The organism is Marinomonas algae, from assembly GCF_047525555.1.
In the GTDB taxonomy this organism is placed as follows: Bacteria; Pseudomonadota; Gammaproteobacteria; order Pseudomonadales; family Marinomonadaceae; genus Marinomonas.
This window is the reverse complement of the sequence record NZ_JBLIXK010000002.1, coordinates 368,207-386,756: the sequence shown is the minus strand read 5'-3', so window position 1 is coordinate 386,756 and position 18,550 is coordinate 368,207. Positions and strand designations below refer to the sequence as shown.

Below are 18,550 nucleotides of genomic sequence, written 5' to 3'. Positions count from 1 at the left end.
TGGTGTTAATCCAAAAGAGGGGAGTCATGTCCTTACCTAGTACAGAAGATATCGTAGATGACCTATTGTTTTTTGATGATTGGGAAGATAAGTACAAGTACATAATTGATCTAGGTAAATCTTTGCCTGCCTTTGATGAAGACTGGCGTACATCTGAGCGTTTAGTGAAAGGTTGTCAGAGTAGTGTTTGGATTCAACCTGGTACAGAGCAAGATGCAGCTAAAGGCGAAGTTTTGGTTTTCTCTGTGGACAGTGATGCCATTATTGTTCGTGGTTTATTGGGTCTTGTATTGGCGGCTTTGAACCATAAAACACCAGCAGAAATTATAGAGTTTGATATCTCAAGCTATTTTGCAGAATTGGATCTTGAACGTCATTTGAGTCCAACCCGAGGCAACGGGCTGCGTTCTATTGTTAGCCGAATTAAAAGTATTGCACAGGCGGCGGTGTAGTTAGCCCGCGCTTTGTATTTTGTTAGATGTTTTTGTTACTTAATAGAGTTTTGGAGCGTTTTAAATGAAGACCCCGGTTTACCTAGACAATTCTGCCACAACACCGGTAGATCCAAGGGTTGCTGAGAAAATGATGGCTTGCTTAACGCAGGATGGTAATTTTGGTAATCCAGCGTCCCGCTCTCATCTTTTTGGTTGGCGTGCGGAAGAAGCGGTAGAAGAAGCTAGGTTGCAAGTGGCGAATCTCATTAATGCTGACTCTCGTGAAATCGTTTGGACATCAGGTGCGACTGAGGCAAATAATCTGGCGCTAAAGGGTATTGCTTATGCTTATCGTCAAAAAGGCCGTCATATCATTACTTCTATGATTGAGCATAAAGCCGTACTTGATCCTTGCAAGCAATTGGAAAAAGAAGGTTTTGAAGTGACTTATCTTCAGCCAGATGAACATGGTGCCATTTCTCCGGCTCAAGTGGCTGAGGCTCTGCGAGAAGATACAATTCTTGTGTCTTTGATGCACGGTAATAACGAATTGGGTGTTTTGACGGACATTGCTGCTATTGGTGAAATGACATCTTCTCGTCGTATTTTTTTACATGTTGATGCTGCACAAACAACAGGTAAGGTTACGATTGATGTTAATGCCATGAAAGTCGATTTAATGTCTCTTACTGCACACAAAACTTATGGACCAAAAGGCATTGGTGCTTTGTATGTTCGACGTTCACCAAAAATCAAATTAGAAGCACAGATTCACGGTGGTGGGCACGAGCGTGGTATGCGTTCAGGCACATTGGCGACACACCAAATTGTTGGCATGGGAGAGGCGTATCGCATCGCAGCGGAAGATATGCAAGAAGATTGCGTCCGTATTAAAGCATTGCGTGAGCGATTATGGTCTTCTTTAAATGAGTTGCCTGGTGTTCACTTAAATGGCGATTCAGAAAACCGCGTTGCTGGTGTGATTAATGTTGGCTTCGCTGATGTAGATGGCGAAGTGCTTTTGATGTCATTAAGTGACGTGGCGGTTTCTTCTGGTTCTGCTTGTACATCGGCGAGCTTAGAGCCGTCTTATGTATTACGTGCGATCGGCTTAAATGATGAATTGGCTCATAGTTCTTTACGTCTTTCTGTTGGGCGTTTTACTTCAGAAGAAGAGATAGATTTTGCCGCTGAGACAATTAAAACTGCTGTCTCCAAGTTGAGATCTCTAAGGTAAAAAGGATAAAAGAAGTTTTTATGTTGTAAGACGTAAATAATCTTGTTTTGAGCATACAATTTTCATCAATTGGTGCGTATAATCCACGCGCTAAACTTTTATGTCCTGGGTCATGGCTTTTTATGGTTATCGCTATGCTAGTCATCGCCCTTTAAAATCTAATTTGGAGTTATATCATGGCGTTAGAACGCACTCTATCAATCATCAAGCCTGATGCTGTTGCAAAAAACGTAATCGGTGAGATCTACACTCGTTTTGAGCGTGCTGGTTTTAAAATCGTTGAAGCAAAAATGATTCAATTGGATGACGAATTGGCTGGCGGTTTTTACGCTGAGCACAAAGAGCGTCCATTCTACAAAGATTTGGTTGCTTTCATGACGTCTGGTCCTGTTGTTGTTTCTGTTCTTGAAGGTGAAGGCGCTGTTCTTCGTCACCGTGAACTAATGGGTGCTACTAACCCTAAAGAAGCGGCTGCTGGTACTTTGCGTGCAGATTACGCTGCATCTATCGATGCCAATGCTGTTCACGGTTCTGATTCTCTTGAATCTGCAGCTCGTGAAATTGCTTACTTCTTCGGTAAGTAATTGATCGGTAGGGTTTATCGCCCATCCGAAATAGAGAAGGCGGACGTTAGTCCGCCTTTTTGCAGAGGCTTCTGAAAAGACATTCTCTTTTCAGAGGCTTTTTTCGTTTAAACTTAATGCTAAAACATAGCAAGCGATCCTGATTATGACTGACACAAAAAAAGTAAACCTATTGGGTTTATCTCCAGATAAATTGATTGAATTCTTTGAGTCGATCGGTGAAAAGAAATTCAGAGCGACTCAAGTGCTCAAATGGATTCACCAAAAAGGCGCAGAGAGCTTTGATGAGATGACGGATGTCAGCAAGGCGTTGCGTGCCAAATTAGAGACAATTTGTGAGATTCGTGGCCCTGAAGTGGTTTCTCAAAATATCTCCAAAGATGGAACTCGTAAATGGATTATTCGTACGGATGGCGGAAAGAACGACTGTGTTGAAACGGTTTTGATTCCAGATGGCGACCGTGCGACTTTGTGTGTGTCTTCTCAGGTTGGTTGTTCGCTAGATTGCAGCTTTTGTTCGACAGGGAAACAGGGTTTTAACCGTAACCTAACTCCTGCTGAAATTATTGGTCAAGTTTGGATTGCTATTAAGTCCTTTGGTCCTATGGATCCTAATGGCCCTCGCCGAGTGACGAATGTCGTTATGATGGGGATGGGCGAACCTTTGATGAACTTCGAGCCAGTTGTTGATTCAATGATCTTGATGATGCATGACCACGCTTATGGATTGTCTAAGCGCAGAGTGACGTTAAGTACCTCTGGTGTTGTTCCTAAAATCTATGAATTAGTGAAACGCACAGATGTGTCTTTGGCTATTTCTTTGCATGCTCCAACCGATGACTTACGTAACGTATTAGTGCCAATCAATAAGAAATACCCAATCGTTGAATTGCTTGAATCTTGTCAACATTATTTGGCTAACTTGCCAGATAAGCGACACATTACCATTGAATATACAATGATGTCTGGCGTGAATGACAATGAAGAGCAAGCTCACCAATTGGCAGAATTACTCAAAGATCTAGAGTGTAAAATTAACCTTATACCATTCAATCCATTCCCGCATTCTGGTTATGAAAAGCCGTCGAATAATCGTGTTCGTCGCTTCCAGAAAATATTGGCTGATGCTGGTTACACTGTCACGGTTCGGACGACACGTGGTGATGATATCGATGCCGCTTGTGGTCAATTGGTTGGCGATTTTCATGACAAAACACGTCGTAGCCAAAAATACATTGAGTTGCGAGAGATAAATAGCTAATTTATAAAGCTAAATTATTGAATACATGACAAGGATGTCAGTATGCGTATATTTCGATTGCCTTTTTTATTGTGTTGTTTCTTTAGTGCTTCCTGTGCCTACCAACCTGTTTTATCTGATTCTCCTCCTGTATCTGTAGAAAAAAGACTGTCACTTGCTCAAGCGCATTTGCTATTGGGGCAGGTTGGAATGGCCAAAAACCAATTAGATCAGATTGATGAGCTTGATCAAGGTCGGGATTATTGGCGGTTGGTCAGTTTGTATTGGTTAAGTTCTGGTGAGTATGAAGTGGCTTTTTCTACACATCAAAATGCTTTGGAAAAATACCCAAACGATAGTTTTATTTTGAACAATTATGGTGTGTTGTTGGGACAGCAGAGAAACTGGACAGAAGCATGTAAAGTGTTTTTGAAAGCCAGTGAAAATGCTTTCATAGCGCGCCAATCTGTGCAAATTAACCTTTCTCGATGTGCATTACGTCAAAATCACGTAAATTTGGCTGAGACCTACTTAAAACAAGCAAAAGAAATTGAGGATTTGCCACTTATTGGTTTGATGACAGAGCTCAATCTTGTTTTAATACAGGGTAATATTATCGAAGCTCGAACAATCCTTAACAATATCCAATCTGGTGATGGAATTACCAGCGGATCGGTTCATTTTGATGAGTACAACTGTCTGTCGTGGCAATTAAGTGCACACGAGTCTGACCCTACAAAGTACCCATCGACGAGTATTTATACATGCCTGCATGGCTCAAGGTATTAAAATGACAACTGATGTTCCTGAAAGTAAAAAAAATTTAGAAGCGACAAATAATCCAGAGAATACCAATAGCATTGAAACAACAAATAATATGGATGTCATAGGTGCAAATGACAACATTACAACAGATGAGAAAACGGATACTTTGAACGATATAACTGCAACAGACACAACAGAAAACAACCTTACTATTGGTCAAACCTTAAAAGCAAAAAGAACAGAGTTAGGGCTTACTGAACAAGATATAGCGACAAGTTTAAAAATCTCCCTTGATCAAGTAAAAGCACTTGAAACTGACAATTTTGACCACTTCCTTTCCGTTGCTTTTGCTCGCGGCTTCCTAAAAAGCTATTGTCGAGTTGTTGGTCTTAATCAAATGGAAATTCTAGGCATTTTTGATAGTAATCGAGACAGTAAAGAGTCCACTATCAAACCTGTCGATAAGGTAAACAAGCAAACCCATTTGGGTGATCCTATCGTTATCTTCATTTCGGTTGTTATTGTCGCGGTTTTGATGTTCCTCGTTTTCTGGTGGCCATCTGAGTCTACACAATCGGTTATTACAGATGAAAGCCCTATAAATGAAACTGCTGAAATAGCGCAAGCAGAAGAGCCTGTTCTTACTCCTGATCCTTCTTTGTCTAGTGTGCAAAATGAAGATGAAGTGGCAGAGGCTGATGATGCTGCTAAACCTGTACCTAGTACGCCTGTTGAAGAAGCGGCTGTCGTAACGAGTGAACCTGAGAATAATGTGGTTACTGGTTTGTCTCCTGAGACGGTTGCTATTCTTAAAGAAGCAGGTGTTAGCCCAGATGAAGTTGTTAAGGCAACTCAAGTTGTTCCTGCTCCAGAGCCTGTAGAAGAGAAGCCATCAACACCAACTTATACTCATGATATTGATATTGCATTTGCGGAAGATTGTTGGACAGAAATACGTGACGCAAGTGGTAGAATTTTGTTCTCTGGTGTGAAAACAGCAGGTCAAACTTTGAAATTATCAGGCAATGCTCCGTATCGTGTCGTGCTAGGCTATGCAAGAGGCGTTTCATCTTTGAAATATAAAGGTGAGGAGTTCGCATTTTCTTCTTTTATTCGTCAAGATTTGGCTCGTTTTGAGCTCAAGTAGAGATTCTTATGCATTTTGAGTCACCTATAAAACGTCGTCATTCCCGTCAGATTATGGTCGGGAATGTGCCGGTTGGCGGTGGTGCGCCAATCAGTGTTCAAAGTATGACAAACACGGAAACCTGTGATGTGGATGCAACTGTGGCACAAATACGTGCCATTGCAGGCGCTGGGGCAGATATAGTTCGTGTTTCTGTCCCATCAATGGATGCCGCAGAAGCTTTTAAGAAAATACGTGAATCGGTTTCCGTTCCTTTGGTTGCAGATATCCATTTCGATTATAAAATTGCTCTGAAAGTAGCAGAGTACGGAGTGGATTGCTTACGTATTAACCCAGGTAACATTGGTAATAAAGATCGAGTGCGCTCTGTTGTTGATTGTGCTCGTGATAAGAATATTCCTATTCGGATTGGCGTAAATGCTGGCTCTTTGGAAAAAGACTTGCAGAAGAAGTACGGCGAACCGACTCCTGATGCATTGGTTGAATCGGCTTTTCGTCAAATTCAGTATTTTGATGAATTGGATTTTCATGAATACAAATTAAGTCTAAAAGCCTCTGATATTTTCATGACGGTTGAAGCGTACCGTAAAATCGCTAGCCAAATAGATAACCCATTGCATTTGGGGATCACGGAAGCGGGTGGTTTGCGCTCAGGAACAGTAAAATCCTCTATTGGACTTGGCTTGTTGCTAATGGATGGTATCGGTGACACGTTAAGGGTTTCACTTGCTGCTGATCCGGTTCAAGAAATAAAAGTTGGGTGGGATATGTTACGTAGCTTGAAGTTGCGTAATCGCGGTATTAACTTTATTGCTTGCCCAAGCTGCTCTCGCCAAAACTTTGATGTGATTAAAACCATGAATCAATTAGAAGAGCGTCTGGAGGATGTTGTGATCCCGATGGACGTTGCTGTTATTGGTTGTGTCGTTAATGGCCCTGGCGAAGCAAAAGAGGCTGATATCGGTCTGGCTGGTGGCTCTCCCAATAATCTCATTTATCAAGATGGTAAGCCGAATAGCAAAACCAAAAATGAAACCTTGGTTGATGATTTAGAAAAAATGATTCGTGATAAGGCGGCCCTAAAAGAGCGGGAACTAGCCAACATCATTGTGAAAAATTAAGGATCCATAGTGGCTCGAAAAATTCAAGCGATTAGAGGAATGAACGACATTCTTCCTGATCAATCTTCTGTCTGGCTATATTTAGAAAAAACGGTAGCCGACGTTGTTAAATCTTATGGTTATCAACAAATTCGCTTCCCTATTGTTGAAAGTACCGATTTATTCAAACGTGGTGTGGGTGAGACAACCGACATTGTAGAAAAAGAGATGTATACCTTTGAAGATCGTAATGGCGAGTCTTTAACCTTACGCCCAGAAGGTACGGCCAGCTGTGTGCGTGCAGCTGATCAAGCAGGATTATTATTTAATCAAGTGCAGCGTTTATGGTACACGGGGCCAATGTTCCGTTATGAGCGCCCACAAAAAGGTCGTTACCGCCAATTTCATCAGATCGGTGTGGAAGCTTTTGGTATAAGCTCTGCTGATATCGATGCAGAGTTGATTATCTTGTCTGCTCGTTTATGGCAGAAATTGGGGCTTCTTGAGCATGTTGAATTGCAGTTGAATACCATTGGCTTGGCTTCTGAACGTGAAGCTTTTAAAACAGCATTGGTTGAATATTTAACTGAGTTCAAAGATCAATTAGATGAAGATAGCCAACGTCGTTTGACCACCAATCCATTGCGAATTTTGGACTCTAAAGATGAGTCAACGCAATCCGTTTTACAAGGTGCACCAAACCTTGAAGACTTTATTGGTGACGAATCTCAAGCACATTTTGAACGCCTACAAGCGATTCTAAAAGCCAATGATATTCCTTATGTTATTAATCACCGACTTGTTCGTGGTTTGGACTATTACGGTAAGACAGTATTTGAATGGGTGACAACTCATCTTGGTGCGCAAGCGACTGTGTGTGCTGGTGGCCGTTATGACGGTCTTGTTGAACAGTTGGGCGGTAAGGCGACACCAGGTGTTGGTTTTGCGATGGGAATTGAGCGATTGATCCTATTGCTCGAAACGCTGGACTTGGTTCCGGCTGCAGCAAAATTCTCAACAGATGTCTTTATTGTCAGTATGGGAGAAGCTGCTGAGCTGACTTCTTTTGTATTGGCTGAAAAACTACGTGAAACGGATTCAGATTATGTTGTTTTACGCCATTGTGGTGGCGGAAACTTTAAGAATCAGATGAAAAAAGCGGATCGCTCAGAAGCTCGATTGACCTTAATTATTGGGCAAGATGAAGTAGATCAAGGTGTTTGCCAAGTTAAAGATATGTTAACTGGTGAGCAAGAAACTTGTGCGTTTGATGATGTGGTTTCATACATCAGCAACAAATTATAATTTGATTTAACAGAGTGTCGCTTTGTTGAATCGGCGACACCTTGAATGAGGAAGTAGATGTGTCTGAATTAAAGACTGAAGAAGAACAAATTGAAGCCTTTAAAGCATGGTGGAAGAAAAACGGCGTTATGCTGATTGCCGCTGTTGCTGTTATTGCAGGTGGTTATTTTGGTTTTCAGGCTTGGAAAAATAACCAAGCGAATTACACAAGCGAAGCATCGGCTCTATATCAGAATTTGGTGCAAGCAGCCGCTGATTTAAGTGATGAAGACAATAAGCAAACAGTTACTTTTATTGCTAAACAGCTTACTGAAGATTACGGCGACACTGGCTATGCTACATTTGGTCAATTGTTTTTAGCACGAGTGGCTGCTGAAAATGGTCAATATGATGAAGCGATTGTTGCATTAGATAATGCAATTGCTAGCACAGATGATGCTTCTTTTATCGCGATTGCAAATCTCCGCGCAGCTCGTCTACTGCTTCAGAAAGAAAATTACACAAGCGCTATGGCAAGAGCAGAAAAAGTATCGGAAGAAGAGTTTGTTGCTCAACAGCAAGAACTTGTTGGGGATATTTACTTGGCTCAAGACAAGCGTGATGATGCTCGAATCGCTTATGAAAAAGCAAGTGAAGCATTGGCTGCAGGTGTAAATCATCCTTTGCTTGATATTAAACTTCAGGACTTGGTGAAAGGCTAAATATGAATAAGTCTCTTTTGTTTGTCCTTCTATCTGCTGTTTTAGTGATTCAAGGTTGCTCTAATGCGCGCCCAGCATTAGAAAAGCTTCCTAAAATGGAAAATAAAGTTGGTTTCAAAAAAGCTTGGCGAACTGGTGTTGACGGTAACTTCGGTGAGTCTAGCGAGCGCTTTAATCTTGTTGCTGAAGATGGTTCATTATACTTCGCAACGGACGAAGGAAGTCTTTATGAGTTAGGGCAAGCAAAAGGAAACAAAATACGCGTTATTCCTACAGAGTACACACCAAGTGCTGGTGTGACACGTAATGGCGATGTTTTGTATTTTGGTACTTACGATGCTCAATTGGTCGCTGTTTCTCTAGAAAGCCGCTCTGTATTATGGGAAAAGAAACTAAGCTCTGAAGTGTTGTCGGAAGTAGCCTATGCCGCTGGAAAACTTGCAGTACAAACGTCGGATGGCTGGTTAAGCGTTTTAGACGCTGGGACAGGTGATATACTCTGGCGCGCTAAAGAAGATTTGCCGTCTTTAACTGTGCGTGGTACAAGTGCTCCCATTATTGAGGAAGGTAAAGTAATAGCTGGCTTTGCTGATGGTAAGCTAAACGCCTATTCTTTACAGAGTGGCGCCTTGATTTGGTCTTATGAAGTTGGCAAACCTGAAGGCCGTTATGAAATTGAGCGATTGAGCGACTTAGATGGCCGTTTGGTTGTAAAAGATGGTGTTGTCTATGCTATTGCTTATAATGGCACCTTGGCGGCTTTATCCATTGATACTGGTCGTCCTTTATGGCAAAGAAGCATTGCGAGCTCTGTAGGTCTTGCTTTGAAAGATGAGTTGCTTGCCGTAGTCGATATGAAAAGTAATGTTTTTCTTTTAAATGCCAAAAATGGTTCAGAAATTTGGGAAAACACAACACTTCTCGACCGAGACTTAATTTCTCCAGAATTTTATCGTGACTATGTTGCTGTAATGGATCGAGCTGGTTATGTGCACTTGCTTGATTTAACAACTGGTGACGTTGTTGCATACAAGTTAGCAGATGATGATGTTCCACCAGGTAGTCGTATGGTGGCAGATGGTAAACTGTTATTTATTCTTACGCCGGACTCTAATGTGACGGCACTGAGCTATTGAGATTGTCTTAATCTTTTTTAGCGACTTTTTAAGAGGCTACCATTCCAAAAGGGATGGTGGCCGCTTTGTATTTTTATAGGTAAAAAAATGATTCCAGTAATTGCATTGGTAGGTAGACCCAATGTTGGCAAATCTACGCTTTTTAATCAATTAACTCGATCTCGTGATGCTTTGGTAGCAGATTACCCAGGACTTACGAGAGACCGTAAATACGGTGACGGGAAGATTGGAGAGCACGAGTTTATTGTTATTGATACCGGTGGTATCAGTGGTGATGAGCAAGGTATTGATGAAAAAATGGCGCGTCAGTCATTGTTAGCCATTGAAGAAGCTGATGCCGTTTTGTTCTTAGTTGATGGTCGACACGGTTTAAATCCTGCAGATGAAATGATTGCAAATCATCTACGTCGATCTAATAAGCCAGTTTCTCTGGTTGTGAATAAAACTGACGGTATTAATGAAGATATTGCCTTGGCCGATTTTTATTCATTAGGTCTTGGTGAATTGCACCCAATTGCAGCCTCTCATGGTAAGGGTGTTCATATCCTAATTGATAAGGTTATGTTGCCATTTGCTGAAAAGGTTGCAGAAGCAAAAAATCAGATTAACCTAGAATCTCGTGGCATTCGCATCGGGGTGGTTGGACGACCAAATGTAGGTAAATCTACCTTGGTGAATCGCATGCTAGGCGAAGACCGTGTTGTTGTGTATGACATGCCTGGAACAACTCGTGATAGCGTCTACATTCCTTATGTACGCCATGATCAAGAGTACACTTTAATTGATACTGCAGGTGTACGTCGTCGTAAGCATGTGAAAGAAGCGGTTGAGAAATTCTCGATTGTTAAAACGCTTCAAGCCATTCAAGATGCCAATGTTGTTATTGTGGTAATTGATTCCCATGAAGACTTGGTTGAGCAAGATTTGCATATGATCGGCTATGTATTGGATGCTGGTCGAGGCGTGATTCTGGCGATTAATAAGTGGGATGGCTTACAAAAAGATGAGCGTGAACACATTAAGAGCGAAGTTGAGCGCCGTTTAGGTTTTGTGCCTTATGCAAAAGTACATTACATCTCAGCTTTGCACGGAACGGGTGTTGGTGACTTATATGACACAATTCAAAGCACTTACGAGTCTTGCTATTCTAAGTGGTCGACCAATCGTTTAACGCGCATATTGGAAGACTCGGTTTCAGAGCATCAGCCACCAATGGTAAATGGTCGTCGAATCAAACTAAGATACGCACACCAAGGTGGATCTAACCCGCCACGTATTGTTGTTCATGGTAACCAAACGAATTCATTGCCTGGTAGTTATAAACGTTATCTCGAAAATAAATTTAGAACCGTACTGAATATTACAGGTACGCCTATTATTTTTGAGTTTAAGTCTTCTGAAAACCCATTTGCTCCGAAGAAATAATATTTCTTTTTGCAATTAGGTTCATGATACTAAGTCCCTGAGCATTTTCTACAATAGAAAGTTCTTGGGGATTTTTTTATTCTGAATATCATCACTTTTATATCTTAAATAAGGGGAAGGAATAGTGGTATTGCAATGTTTGACACTTTGACAAGATGTAGGATTGTTTCAGGATAAAGACAGTAACAATCATGTTATTACACTTTATAGCGTCGTATTTTTTGAGTCCTTTCAATAGAATCTCGGCTTCATCAGTTGAGGTTTTTTATGTTTATTTTCCGTAGTCTTTTTTATCTTTTTGCTATTGCTGGTATTGCTCAGCTTGTTTCTTTAGAGGGCTATCGTGCATTGGCTCTTGCTCAATACAGTGAGCATTCATTGACAGAATACATGCAAGACGTGATGGCGCTTCTGAGCTGTATCTTGTTTTTTTATGCGTCACGCTTAGACGATAAACTTCACATTGTTTCTGTGCTCCTTGCGGCTTTGTTGGGCATGATGTTTGTCCGTGAATCAGATGCTTTATTAGATCAATATGTCTTTGATGGTGCTTGGCAGGTGATTGTTGTATTGATTCTTGCCTGTGTGGCTGTTTTTTTGCGAGGCAAGCTTTCTAAGGCTTATGCTTCATTAACCGAATATTCATTGCAGGCAAGCGCGGGGATTTTTCTAGCAGGCTTTGTTACTTTATTAGCTTTTTCAAGACTGATGGGGCGCTCATCTTTTTGGCAATCTGTAATGGGGGATTCCTATATACGAGTTGTTAAAAATATAGTGGAAGAGGGGATTGAGACCTTTGGGTATAGTTTGGTTTTGATATCAGCTGTTGAGCTAGTGTTGGTTTGCTTGAAGCGCAGAAAATACTCACTTGCCGTTACGCCTCGTTTCTTTTCTTCAGAGCAAAAAAATACTTCATGCTGCTAAAGCATGAAGTATTTTAATTTCATTAAGTGCTTTTTTAACGGGATTTGATTTTTGGTTTACGGCGTTTAGCTGTATTGCCATTTGTCGGCGTCCCTGATGCTCTACCTGTCGCCGTATTGTTATTTCTTTTTGCTCGTGCTTTTTCGTTAGCCGCATTTTTCGCCATTGTTGGGCGATTAGATGTATGAGAAGCACCTGTTGTTTGTCCCGGTTTAGCGTTTTTAGGGCGACGAGGTGTTTGAATGTCTTTATCCGCTGATGGTACCAACTTATTAGCACCATTGCCGATTAAGTCTGCACGTCCCATTTGAATGAGAGTATTACGCAGATCCTTCCAGTTGTTTGCGTCGTGATAACGTAAGAAGCCTTTTTGCACTGTGCGCTGTTTTGCATCCTTTGGCGTATAAACATCTTCACTCTTATAAGTTACCGGCTTGAGTGGGTTTTTACCGGAATGATACATAGCGGTCGCAAGAGACATTGGAGAAGGGTAGAAGGTTTGTACCTGATCAGGCTTGAAGTCGTTAGTTTTTAACCAAAGAGCAAGGTTCATCATGTCTTCATCTGAGCTGCCTGGATGCGCCGCTATGAAGTAAGGAATCAAATGCTGCTTTTTGCCAGCTTCTTTAGAATACTTATCAAACATACGTTTAAAACGATCGTATGTTCCCATTCCTGGCTTCATCATTTTTGACAAAGTGCCTTGCTCTGAGTGCTCAGGTGCGATTTTCAGCAAGCCGCCAACGTGATGGGTTACAAGCTCACGAACGTATTCTGGGTCTTCAACTGCAAGGTCGTAACGCAAGCCAGATGCAATGGAAACAGTATGAATGCCTTCTACTGCACGAGTTTTGCGATACAGTTGAGTTGTTGGGCTGTGATCCGTATTTAGATTTGAGCAAATAGTTGGGTAGACACAGGATAGCTTACGGCATGAGGCTTGAACCTCGTCATCGTTACAATTCAATGTGTACATGTTGGATGTTGGTCCGCCTAGATCAGAAATATGACCTGTGAACCCTGGTACTTTTGCTTTTATGTCTTCAATTTCACTCAAGATAGATTCATGTGAGCGAGATTGAATAACCCGGCCTTCGTGTTCTGTGATTGAGCAAAAAGTACAGCCACCAAAACAACCACGCATGATATTGATCGATGTCTTGATCATGTCATAAGCGGGAATACGTGCTTTTTTGTATTTCGGGTGAGGCACTCGAGCATAAGGCAAATCGAACACGCCATCCATTTCTGGTGTTTCCAGCGGAATTGGTGGTGGATTGACCCAGATTTCTTTTTTGCCATGTTTTTGAATCAAGGCGCGGGCGTTATGTGGGTTTGATTCAAGGTGCAAAATACGTGAGGTATGGGCGTATAAAACAGGGTCTTTTGAGACTTTTTCAAAAGACGGAAGACGGATGTAAGTTTTATCTGGATCGAGCTTTTCCCCGCGTCGTAAAGGCGCAGGAATGACTCGAATCGGCATAACATCCGAATCTTCACTATCATCTTTAGTTTGGCACTTCCCTTCAGGAATGTACTCATAAGGGCTGTAAATTTTATCTATTTTACCTGGCCAATCGACTCGTGTTGAGTCGATTTCGGTATAACCACCAGGTGGTGTGTCTCTGACAATAGTGGTGCCACGAATATTAGTTAATTCGTTGAGGGTTTTGCCCATTGCCATTTCGTGGGTGACTTCCATGATGGCACGCTCAGCGTTGCCATAAAGCAGGATGTCAGCGGTTGAATCAATCAACACTGAGCGTCGAACTTCATCACTCCAGTAATCATATTGAGCAATACGGCGTAAGCTGGCTTCAATCCCACCAACCATAACTGGCACATCTTGAAAGGCTTCTTTACAGCGTTGAGAATAAACAATCACTGCTCGATCTGGTCGTTTTCCGCCAACACCGTAAGGTGTGTAAGCATCGTCGTTACGAACTTTTAAATCTGCAGTGTAGCGATTGATAAGCGAGTCCATGTTGCCAGCTGTCACACCAAAATATAAATTCGGGCGGCCGAGGCGCATAAAGTCATCAGTATTTCGCCAATCCGGTTGGTCAATAATACCGACGCGATAACCTTGAGCTTCCAATAAACGACCTAGTACAGCCATACCAAAACTAGGGTGATCTACGTATGCATCGCCTGTCACTATGATGACATCACAACTGTCCCAACCAAGAGCATCCATCTCTTCACGTGTTGTAGGAAGAAAAGGGGAGACGCCATAGCACTCTGCCCAGTAAAGGGGATAAGAGAAGAGTTGTTTGGCTGTTTTATGTCGTTTAATCATCATTCGCTCTTGGTATTGGCATAAGTTTCAGCAAAAGACGCTGTAATTATGAGAATACATGGTTTATCGGTAAAAAATCGTGCTGCATTATCCCAGAAAAGTATCTTGGTAGACAGTCTAATCTAGGGTTTGATACGCCAGACACTTTCTTCAAATAATGCGTGACCACGTTCTTTATATCTGGGTATGGTTTGCACTAAATTCTCAGAAGCCAGTTTCTGAATATTCTCTCCCCACAAAGAAATGACGGACGCTTCCTCAACGGAAAAAGGCGGAGTTTGATTATCACCATCATGATATAGAGAAATTAAAAGTACATTGGCGGATGCGGCTAAACGCTCAAGTGTATGAGTGACATAATCTGCTCGCTTGGAATCAGACATGGCTACCATAGCAGCTCTATCGTAGCAGGCATCAAAACCTGTCTCGGTAAACTGAAAGTAATCCCCTTCGATAATGCGGAGTGGTAAGCCTTGAACAGTATGGATTTTTAGTTCGCCATCTTGATGAGTGTCGTACGTTAGGTCGTTATCCCCTAAAAACTGGATAACAGCCAAGGGGGAGAGCTCAACTCCTGTTACTTGATAGCCTTGTTCAGCTAGCCAAATCATATCATTTGATTTGCCACATAATGGCACAAGTACTCGGCTGTCTTTGGGTAGTGTAGGCCAAAACTCGACCAACTTAGGGTCAACGCCTTCTTGATGAAAGCCGATCCTTCCCGTTTGCCATCTATCTAACCAAAAATCATTTGTAATCACAGTGACCTCATATAAGAAAATAGGTGATGGAGCAAAGGGCCTTTTGATAAGACTCATCCCAGTATAGACTTAGACAATACTTTTAAGTCATTTGTTGACTATTTTTACACATCAATTACTTCATTTTAAGTGTGGTTTTATTATGTCTTTAGACGATGCGCCAGCCCATGTTCAATTAGCTGTGGATCTTATTGAATTGCTTGAAATAAATAACGTAGACAGTGCGGTTGCTGTTAAAGCATTGGAATTAGTTTTGGCTGATTGTAAGGCAAAGCTAGAGACGGAAGTACAAAAATAAATGCACAGAAGAATCGACCATATCAAATACAATATGGTCGATTGGTTTTATCTTGGATTAAATTTTAAAGGTAGAAGCTTTCACTTCATACTCTTTAGTTACTTTATGGATATCTTCACTGCTGTGAGCAAGGCTAACCATATTTTCAGCAAGTAACTGAATGTCTTGAGCATTTTCGTTAATTGTTTCACTGATAGCAGTCATTACATGATCTTGTTCAAGGGTTTCTTTCGCTACCTCTTGGCTTATTTGTGCTATTTCACTTACGTTAGTTGCTCTTCTTGTTAAGCCTTCTGAAATTTCAAGTGTGTGCTTAACACTGATGACTGTTCTTTCTTTGCTAGATTCCATTGAGCTGACGGTCTTATTAACGCTCGTGTTTAGGTTAGTGAGTACTTTTTCGATTTCATCCGTCGATTCACTTGAGCGCTGCGCCAATGTTCTGACTTCATCTGCAACAACAGCGAACCCTCGTCCGGTTTCACCTGCGCGTGCTGCTTCAATGGCAGCGTTTAAAGCGAGTAGGTTGGTTTGTTCAGAGATACTTCTAATAGATTGCAGTAGCTGTGTAATGGCTTCAACATCTTTCGTTAATGTTTGCAGTGAGTTTGAACTAGCTGTTGTATCTTGTTCTAGAAGCTTCATGTCTTCCATTATCGTCATCGCGTGTTGGCTATCCTTGATTGTATCTTGCTCAAGAACACGAACGATGTCTGATGAATGAGTACTGCTTTGTGCCACTGTCTTCATAGATTGAGAGACTTGCTCAGAGGCTGCGGCCACTTCTTGCGAGCGATGTTTGCTGGATTCTACACTCATGCTGGCATTTTTGCTGATGTCATGAATTTTGTTACTAGAGCTTACTAGAACCTTAGCAATCTCTTGATAGTCAGCAAATAGGCTAGAGAGTTTGTCTAGTAACGTATTTAATGAAATTTCAGCAGGAGATTTAGCGCCTTTTATACGAACGGATAAGTCATTATTGCTTGATATTTCTTCAACGGCAGACGCAATTTTGATGTTTGCGGAAGACTCTTTAGACATTAGATAAGCCATGTAAATCAAAACCGCAGCCTCTACAATTGCAAAAGCGCAATGTACTATCATAATCGCCATGTCATGATGACCAGAGAAAACCATAATAGGCATATCACCTATATGTACTCCAGCCATTTGTACATACATAAAACCAATATGATAAGCCGCAGTTGTTAACAGCGCAGCGATAATAGGCTGCCATTTTTGGTAAATAAGAAAGAATGCCATCGTCGCAAAAATGTGGAAATGCATTTCGACTAAACCAAGCTGGCTTTGAATCATTGATGATGAAACAAGCATCATTAAAATGCCTGCCACAATAGAAAACCCTAGTTGGCCTTTAAGTAGACTGTAAGCAAATTGTGTTACAACTACCAAAATGACAGAAGCAACCAGAGTAAAAGAAAATAATTTTTCACCAATAAGCCCACTAAGCAGCAATGCAGGTACTTGTGCTAGTAGGGCCCAATATATAAATAAATCACTTTTTAAAGTGCGTTGGGTTGATGTTGTCATTTAATTGTCCGTAGATTCTCTATTGATAAAGATCGGTCTTTCTACTTGGCTTATTTGAGTAGAAGGCTATGCATTTTTCTTACATCAAGAATGTAGCTTAAATGTCGGGGGGATTATATTTATGTTACAAAAAATAACCAAGAGATATTTAAATTGCTCTTTTGACTATTTGATAATTTGAGTTGTTTTTTTTGTGGTTTTTTGTAGTAAAGTGTAATTTTTATGGAGTTTATCTTTTTTGTGTAAAAATTATGCAAATTTATGAAGAAAGCGTTCATTAGATTTTTCTTATTTATTTGTTGCGCTTTTATTAATAATTCAGAATAAAACGATTTAATAGGATGGTTTTTTGCAAACTCTTTCTAAGTTAAATAATGGTGATTTGAAAGGTATTGTTCGGCTTCAAATCAGTGAAAATTTAACCTCTTTTCCTAATGCTATTTTTGACCTTGCGGATAGCTTAGAAGTGCTGGATTTATCCAATAATTGTCTGAGTCAGCTGCCGGATGATCTTTATAGACTAAAAAAGCTGCGTATTATATTTTGCTCAAATAATCGTTTTACAGAATTGCCGAGTGTGTTAGGTGAATGTAAAAGCCTAGAAATGATAGGCTTTAAAACCAATCAAATTTCACATGTGCCATCGGCATCCTTGCCAGATCAAACTCGTTGGTTGATTTTGACGGATAATCAGATCGAAGCATTGCCAGATGATTTTGGTCGTTTAACTCGTTTGCAAAAATTAGCATTAGCTGGAAATCGTTTAACCTCGCTTCCTACATCTCTCGTTAACTGCCAGAAATTGGAGTTAATTCGACTTTCAGCGAATCAGCTTAAAGCTTTTCCTGATCAGCTTTTAAGTCTTCCACGCTTGGCTTGGTTGGCCTTTTCTGGAAACCCTTTTTGTAGTCAGCGAGATGCTCATGAAGAGTTTAAAACAGTTCAGTTCTGCGACCTCAACTTACATCAAGTATTGGGGCAAGGCGCTTCAGGAGTCATCTCTCTAGCGACTTGGAAACGAAATGAGTTTGCTTTTCCTGACAAGGTTGCGGTCAAAGTTTTTAAAGGAGAAGTGACAAGTGATGGTTATCCAGAAGATGAGTTGGATGCTTGCCTAGCTGTTGGCAATCATCACAATTTAGTAAAACCATTAGCAAAAGTGCCAGATGAGGGGTGAGCTTCTTTAGTAATGGAACTCATTCCCGAAGATTATTTTAATTTAGGTATGCCGCCTAGTTTGGTCTCTTGTACACGAGATACATTTGCTGACGATCTCTCTTTTTCAATTGAAAAGATTGCTCATATCATTGAACAAGTTGATGATTTAGTACTGCATTTTAATAAATGTAAGGTTAGTCATGGCGACTTGTATGCTCACAATATATTAATCAATGAAAAGGGACACGTATTATTTGGTGACTTTGGCGCTGCTTCTAAATATGGCAATTTGCCACTGGATCAGCAAAAAGGGATTGAGGTAATAGAGCAGCGAGCGCTTGGTTTTTTTATTGATGATATGCTGAGCTTGTGTGTCGATGTTGATAAAGTGAGTGCTAAATATAAAGAGTTGAGTTTGCGTCGTTTGAATTAATAAGATTAAACGGCAAAAATCTGTATTGAGTTCTGAAGTGAAGCACTTA

The 18,550-nt window shown here is 41.0% G+C and carries 18 protein-coding genes; 15 read left to right on the top strand and 3 right to left on the bottom strand.

All coding sequences use genetic code 11. The features are described from left to right. Positions 1 to 26: 26 nt before the first annotated feature. The 12 genes from ACMUMQ_RS06095 to ACMUMQ_RS06040 all read left to right on the top strand — a co-directional run bounded on the left by ACMUMQ_RS06095 (position 27) and on the right by ACMUMQ_RS06040 (position 11,998). Positions 27 to 452, top strand: a complete 426-nt coding sequence (locus tag ACMUMQ_RS06095) for a SufE family protein (protein WP_414681119.1) — start codon at positions 27 to 29, stop codon at positions 450 to 452. A gap of 64 nt (positions 453 to 516) precedes the next feature. Continuing rightward, positions 517 to 1,671: an IscS subfamily cysteine desulfurase gene (locus tag ACMUMQ_RS06090; protein ID WP_414681118.1), complete on the top strand. Its 1,155-nt coding sequence runs from the start codon at positions 517 to 519 to the stop codon at positions 1,669 to 1,671. Between the two features lie 176 nt (positions 1,672 to 1,847). Next, a complete protein-coding gene (gene ndk / locus ACMUMQ_RS06085) occupies positions 1,848 to 2,255 on the top strand; it encodes a nucleoside-diphosphate kinase (protein WP_414681117.1) in 408 nt (135 codons plus the stop codon). Positions 2,256 to 2,400: 145 nt separating this feature from the next. After that, a complete protein-coding gene (rlmN, locus tag ACMUMQ_RS06080) occupies positions 2,401 to 3,516 on the top strand; it encodes a dual-specificity RNA methyltransferase RlmN (RefSeq protein WP_414681116.1) in 1,116 nt (371 codons plus the stop codon). 42 nt (positions 3,517 to 3,558) lie between these two features. Further along, positions 3,559 to 4,284: a tetratricopeptide repeat protein gene (locus ACMUMQ_RS06075; RefSeq protein ID WP_414681115.1), complete on the top strand. Its 726-nt coding sequence runs from the start codon at positions 3,559 to 3,561 to the stop codon at positions 4,282 to 4,284. Between the two features lies 1 nt (position 4,285). Further along, positions 4,286 to 5,407, top strand: a complete 1,122-nt coding sequence (locus ACMUMQ_RS06070; protein ID WP_414681114.1) for a RodZ domain-containing protein — start codon at positions 4,286 to 4,288, stop codon at positions 5,405 to 5,407. 8 nt (positions 5,408 to 5,415) lie between these two features. After that, positions 5,416 to 6,528 carry a flavodoxin-dependent (E)-4-hydroxy-3-methylbut-2-enyl-diphosphate synthase gene (ispG, locus tag ACMUMQ_RS06065; protein WP_414681113.1) on the top strand — a complete coding sequence of 371 codons (1,113 nt, stop codon included), beginning with the start codon at positions 5,416 to 5,418 and terminating at the stop codon, positions 6,526 to 6,528. A gap of 9 nt (positions 6,529 to 6,537) precedes the next feature. Then, positions 6,538 to 7,812, top strand: a complete 1,275-nt coding sequence (gene hisS / locus ACMUMQ_RS06060; protein WP_414681112.1) for a histidine--tRNA ligase — start codon at positions 6,538 to 6,540, stop codon at positions 7,810 to 7,812. 59 nt (positions 7,813 to 7,871) lie between these two features. Further along, complete coding sequence (locus tag ACMUMQ_RS06055) at positions 7,872 to 8,513, top strand: YfgM family protein (RefSeq protein ID WP_414681111.1); 642 nt, start codon at positions 7,872 to 7,874, stop codon at positions 8,511 to 8,513. A 2-nt stretch (positions 8,514 to 8,515) separates the two neighbouring features. Beyond that, complete coding sequence (gene bamB / locus ACMUMQ_RS06050; RefSeq protein ID WP_414681110.1) at positions 8,516 to 9,649, top strand: outer membrane protein assembly factor BamB; 1,134 nt, start codon at positions 8,516 to 8,518, stop codon at positions 9,647 to 9,649. A gap of 87 nt (positions 9,650 to 9,736) precedes the next feature. Next, the gene (gene der / locus ACMUMQ_RS06045; protein ID WP_414681109.1) at positions 9,737 to 11,074 is read left to right on the top strand and encodes a ribosome biogenesis GTPase Der; all 1,338 of its coding nucleotides are present in this window, start codon (positions 9,737 to 9,739) and stop codon (positions 11,072 to 11,074) included. Positions 11,075 to 11,341: 267 nt separating this feature from the next. Continuing rightward, positions 11,342 to 11,998, top strand: a complete 657-nt coding sequence (locus ACMUMQ_RS06040; protein WP_414681108.1) for a hypothetical protein — start codon at positions 11,342 to 11,344, stop codon at positions 11,996 to 11,998. A gap of 34 nt (positions 11,999 to 12,032) precedes the next feature. On the opposite strand, the gene ACMUMQ_RS06035 is transcribed toward ACMUMQ_RS06040, so the two are convergent. Continuing rightward, positions 12,033 to 14,297, bottom strand: a complete 2,265-nt coding sequence (locus ACMUMQ_RS06035; RefSeq protein ID WP_414681138.1) for a YgiQ family radical SAM protein — start codon at positions 14,295 to 14,297, stop codon at positions 12,033 to 12,035. Positions 14,298 to 14,419: 122 nt separating this feature from the next. Next, a complete protein-coding gene (locus ACMUMQ_RS06030; RefSeq protein WP_414681107.1) occupies positions 14,420 to 15,058 on the bottom strand; it encodes a class I SAM-dependent methyltransferase in 639 nt (212 codons plus the stop codon). Between the two features lie 142 nt (positions 15,059 to 15,200). On the opposite strand from ACMUMQ_RS06030, the gene ACMUMQ_RS06025 reads away from it, so the two are divergent. Beyond that, positions 15,201 to 15,356 carry a DUF2496 domain-containing protein gene (locus tag ACMUMQ_RS06025; RefSeq protein WP_414681106.1) on the top strand — a complete coding sequence of 52 codons (156 nt, stop codon included), beginning with the start codon at positions 15,201 to 15,203 and terminating at the stop codon, positions 15,354 to 15,356. Between the two features lie 57 nt (positions 15,357 to 15,413). Here ACMUMQ_RS06025 and ACMUMQ_RS06020 read toward each other — a convergent pair whose 3' ends face one another. Beyond that, entirely contained in the window at positions 15,414 to 16,910 is a 1,497-nt protein-coding gene (locus ACMUMQ_RS06020; RefSeq protein ID WP_414681105.1) for a methyl-accepting chemotaxis protein, read from the bottom strand. Between the two features lie 349 nt (positions 16,911 to 17,259). On the opposite strand from ACMUMQ_RS06020, the gene ACMUMQ_RS06015 reads away from it, so the two are divergent. Together ACMUMQ_RS06015 and ACMUMQ_RS06010 are read left to right on the top strand one after the other, a co-directional pair. Next, positions 17,260 to 18,087, top strand: a complete 828-nt coding sequence (locus ACMUMQ_RS06015; protein WP_414681104.1) for a leucine-rich repeat domain-containing protein — start codon at positions 17,260 to 17,262, stop codon at positions 18,085 to 18,087. 12 nt (positions 18,088 to 18,099) lie between these two features. Further along, the gene (locus tag ACMUMQ_RS06010) at positions 18,100 to 18,501 is read left to right on the top strand and encodes a lipopolysaccharide kinase InaA family protein (RefSeq protein ID WP_414681103.1); all 402 of its coding nucleotides are present in this window, start codon (positions 18,100 to 18,102) and stop codon (positions 18,499 to 18,501) included. Positions 18,502 to 18,550: the final 49 nt, after the last annotated feature.

Excerpts from the sequence above, each read along its gene's own strand:
- ACMUMQ_RS06090 (WP_414681118.1), top strand. The coding sequence starts at position 517 with ATGAAGACCCCGGTTTACCTAGACAATTCTGCCACAACACCGGTAGAT.
- ACMUMQ_RS06040 (WP_414681108.1), top strand. The coding sequence starts at position 11,342 with ATGTTTATTTTCCGTAGTCTTTTTTATCTTTTTGCTATTGCTGGTATT.
- ndk (WP_414681117.1), top strand. The coding sequence starts at position 1,848 with ATGGCGTTAGAACGCACTCTATCAATCATCAAGCCTGATGCTGTTGCA.
- ACMUMQ_RS06010 (WP_414681103.1), top strand. The coding sequence starts at position 18,100 with ATGGAACTCATTCCCGAAGATTATTTTAATTTAGGTATGCCGCCTAGT.
- der (WP_414681109.1), top strand. The coding sequence starts at position 9,737 with ATGATTCCAGTAATTGCATTGGTAGGTAGACCCAATGTTGGCAAATCT.
- ACMUMQ_RS06025 (WP_414681106.1), top strand. The coding sequence starts at position 15,201 with ATGTCTTTAGACGATGCGCCAGCCCATGTTCAATTAGCTGTGGATCTT.
- bamB (WP_414681110.1), top strand. The coding sequence starts at position 8,516 with ATGAATAAGTCTCTTTTGTTTGTCCTTCTATCTGCTGTTTTAGTGATT.
- ispG (WP_414681113.1), top strand. The coding sequence starts at position 5,416 with ATGCATTTTGAGTCACCTATAAAACGTCGTCATTCCCGTCAGATTATG.
- ACMUMQ_RS06035 (WP_414681138.1), bottom strand. The coding sequence starts at position 14,297 with ATGATTAAACGACATAAAACAGCCAAACAACTCTTCTCTTATCCCCTT.
- ACMUMQ_RS06075 (WP_414681115.1), top strand. The coding sequence starts at position 3,559 with ATGCGTATATTTCGATTGCCTTTTTTATTGTGTTGTTTCTTTAGTGCT.
- ACMUMQ_RS06020 (WP_414681105.1), bottom strand. The coding sequence starts at position 16,910 with ATGACAACATCAACCCAACGCACTTTAAAAAGTGATTTATTTATATAT.
- ACMUMQ_RS06095 (WP_414681119.1), top strand. The coding sequence starts at position 27 with ATGTCCTTACCTAGTACAGAAGATATCGTAGATGACCTATTGTTTTTT.
- rlmN (WP_414681116.1), top strand. The coding sequence starts at position 2,401 with ATGACTGACACAAAAAAAGTAAACCTATTGGGTTTATCTCCAGATAAA.
- ACMUMQ_RS06070 (WP_414681114.1), top strand. The coding sequence starts at position 4,286 with ATGACAACTGATGTTCCTGAAAGTAAAAAAAATTTAGAAGCGACAAAT.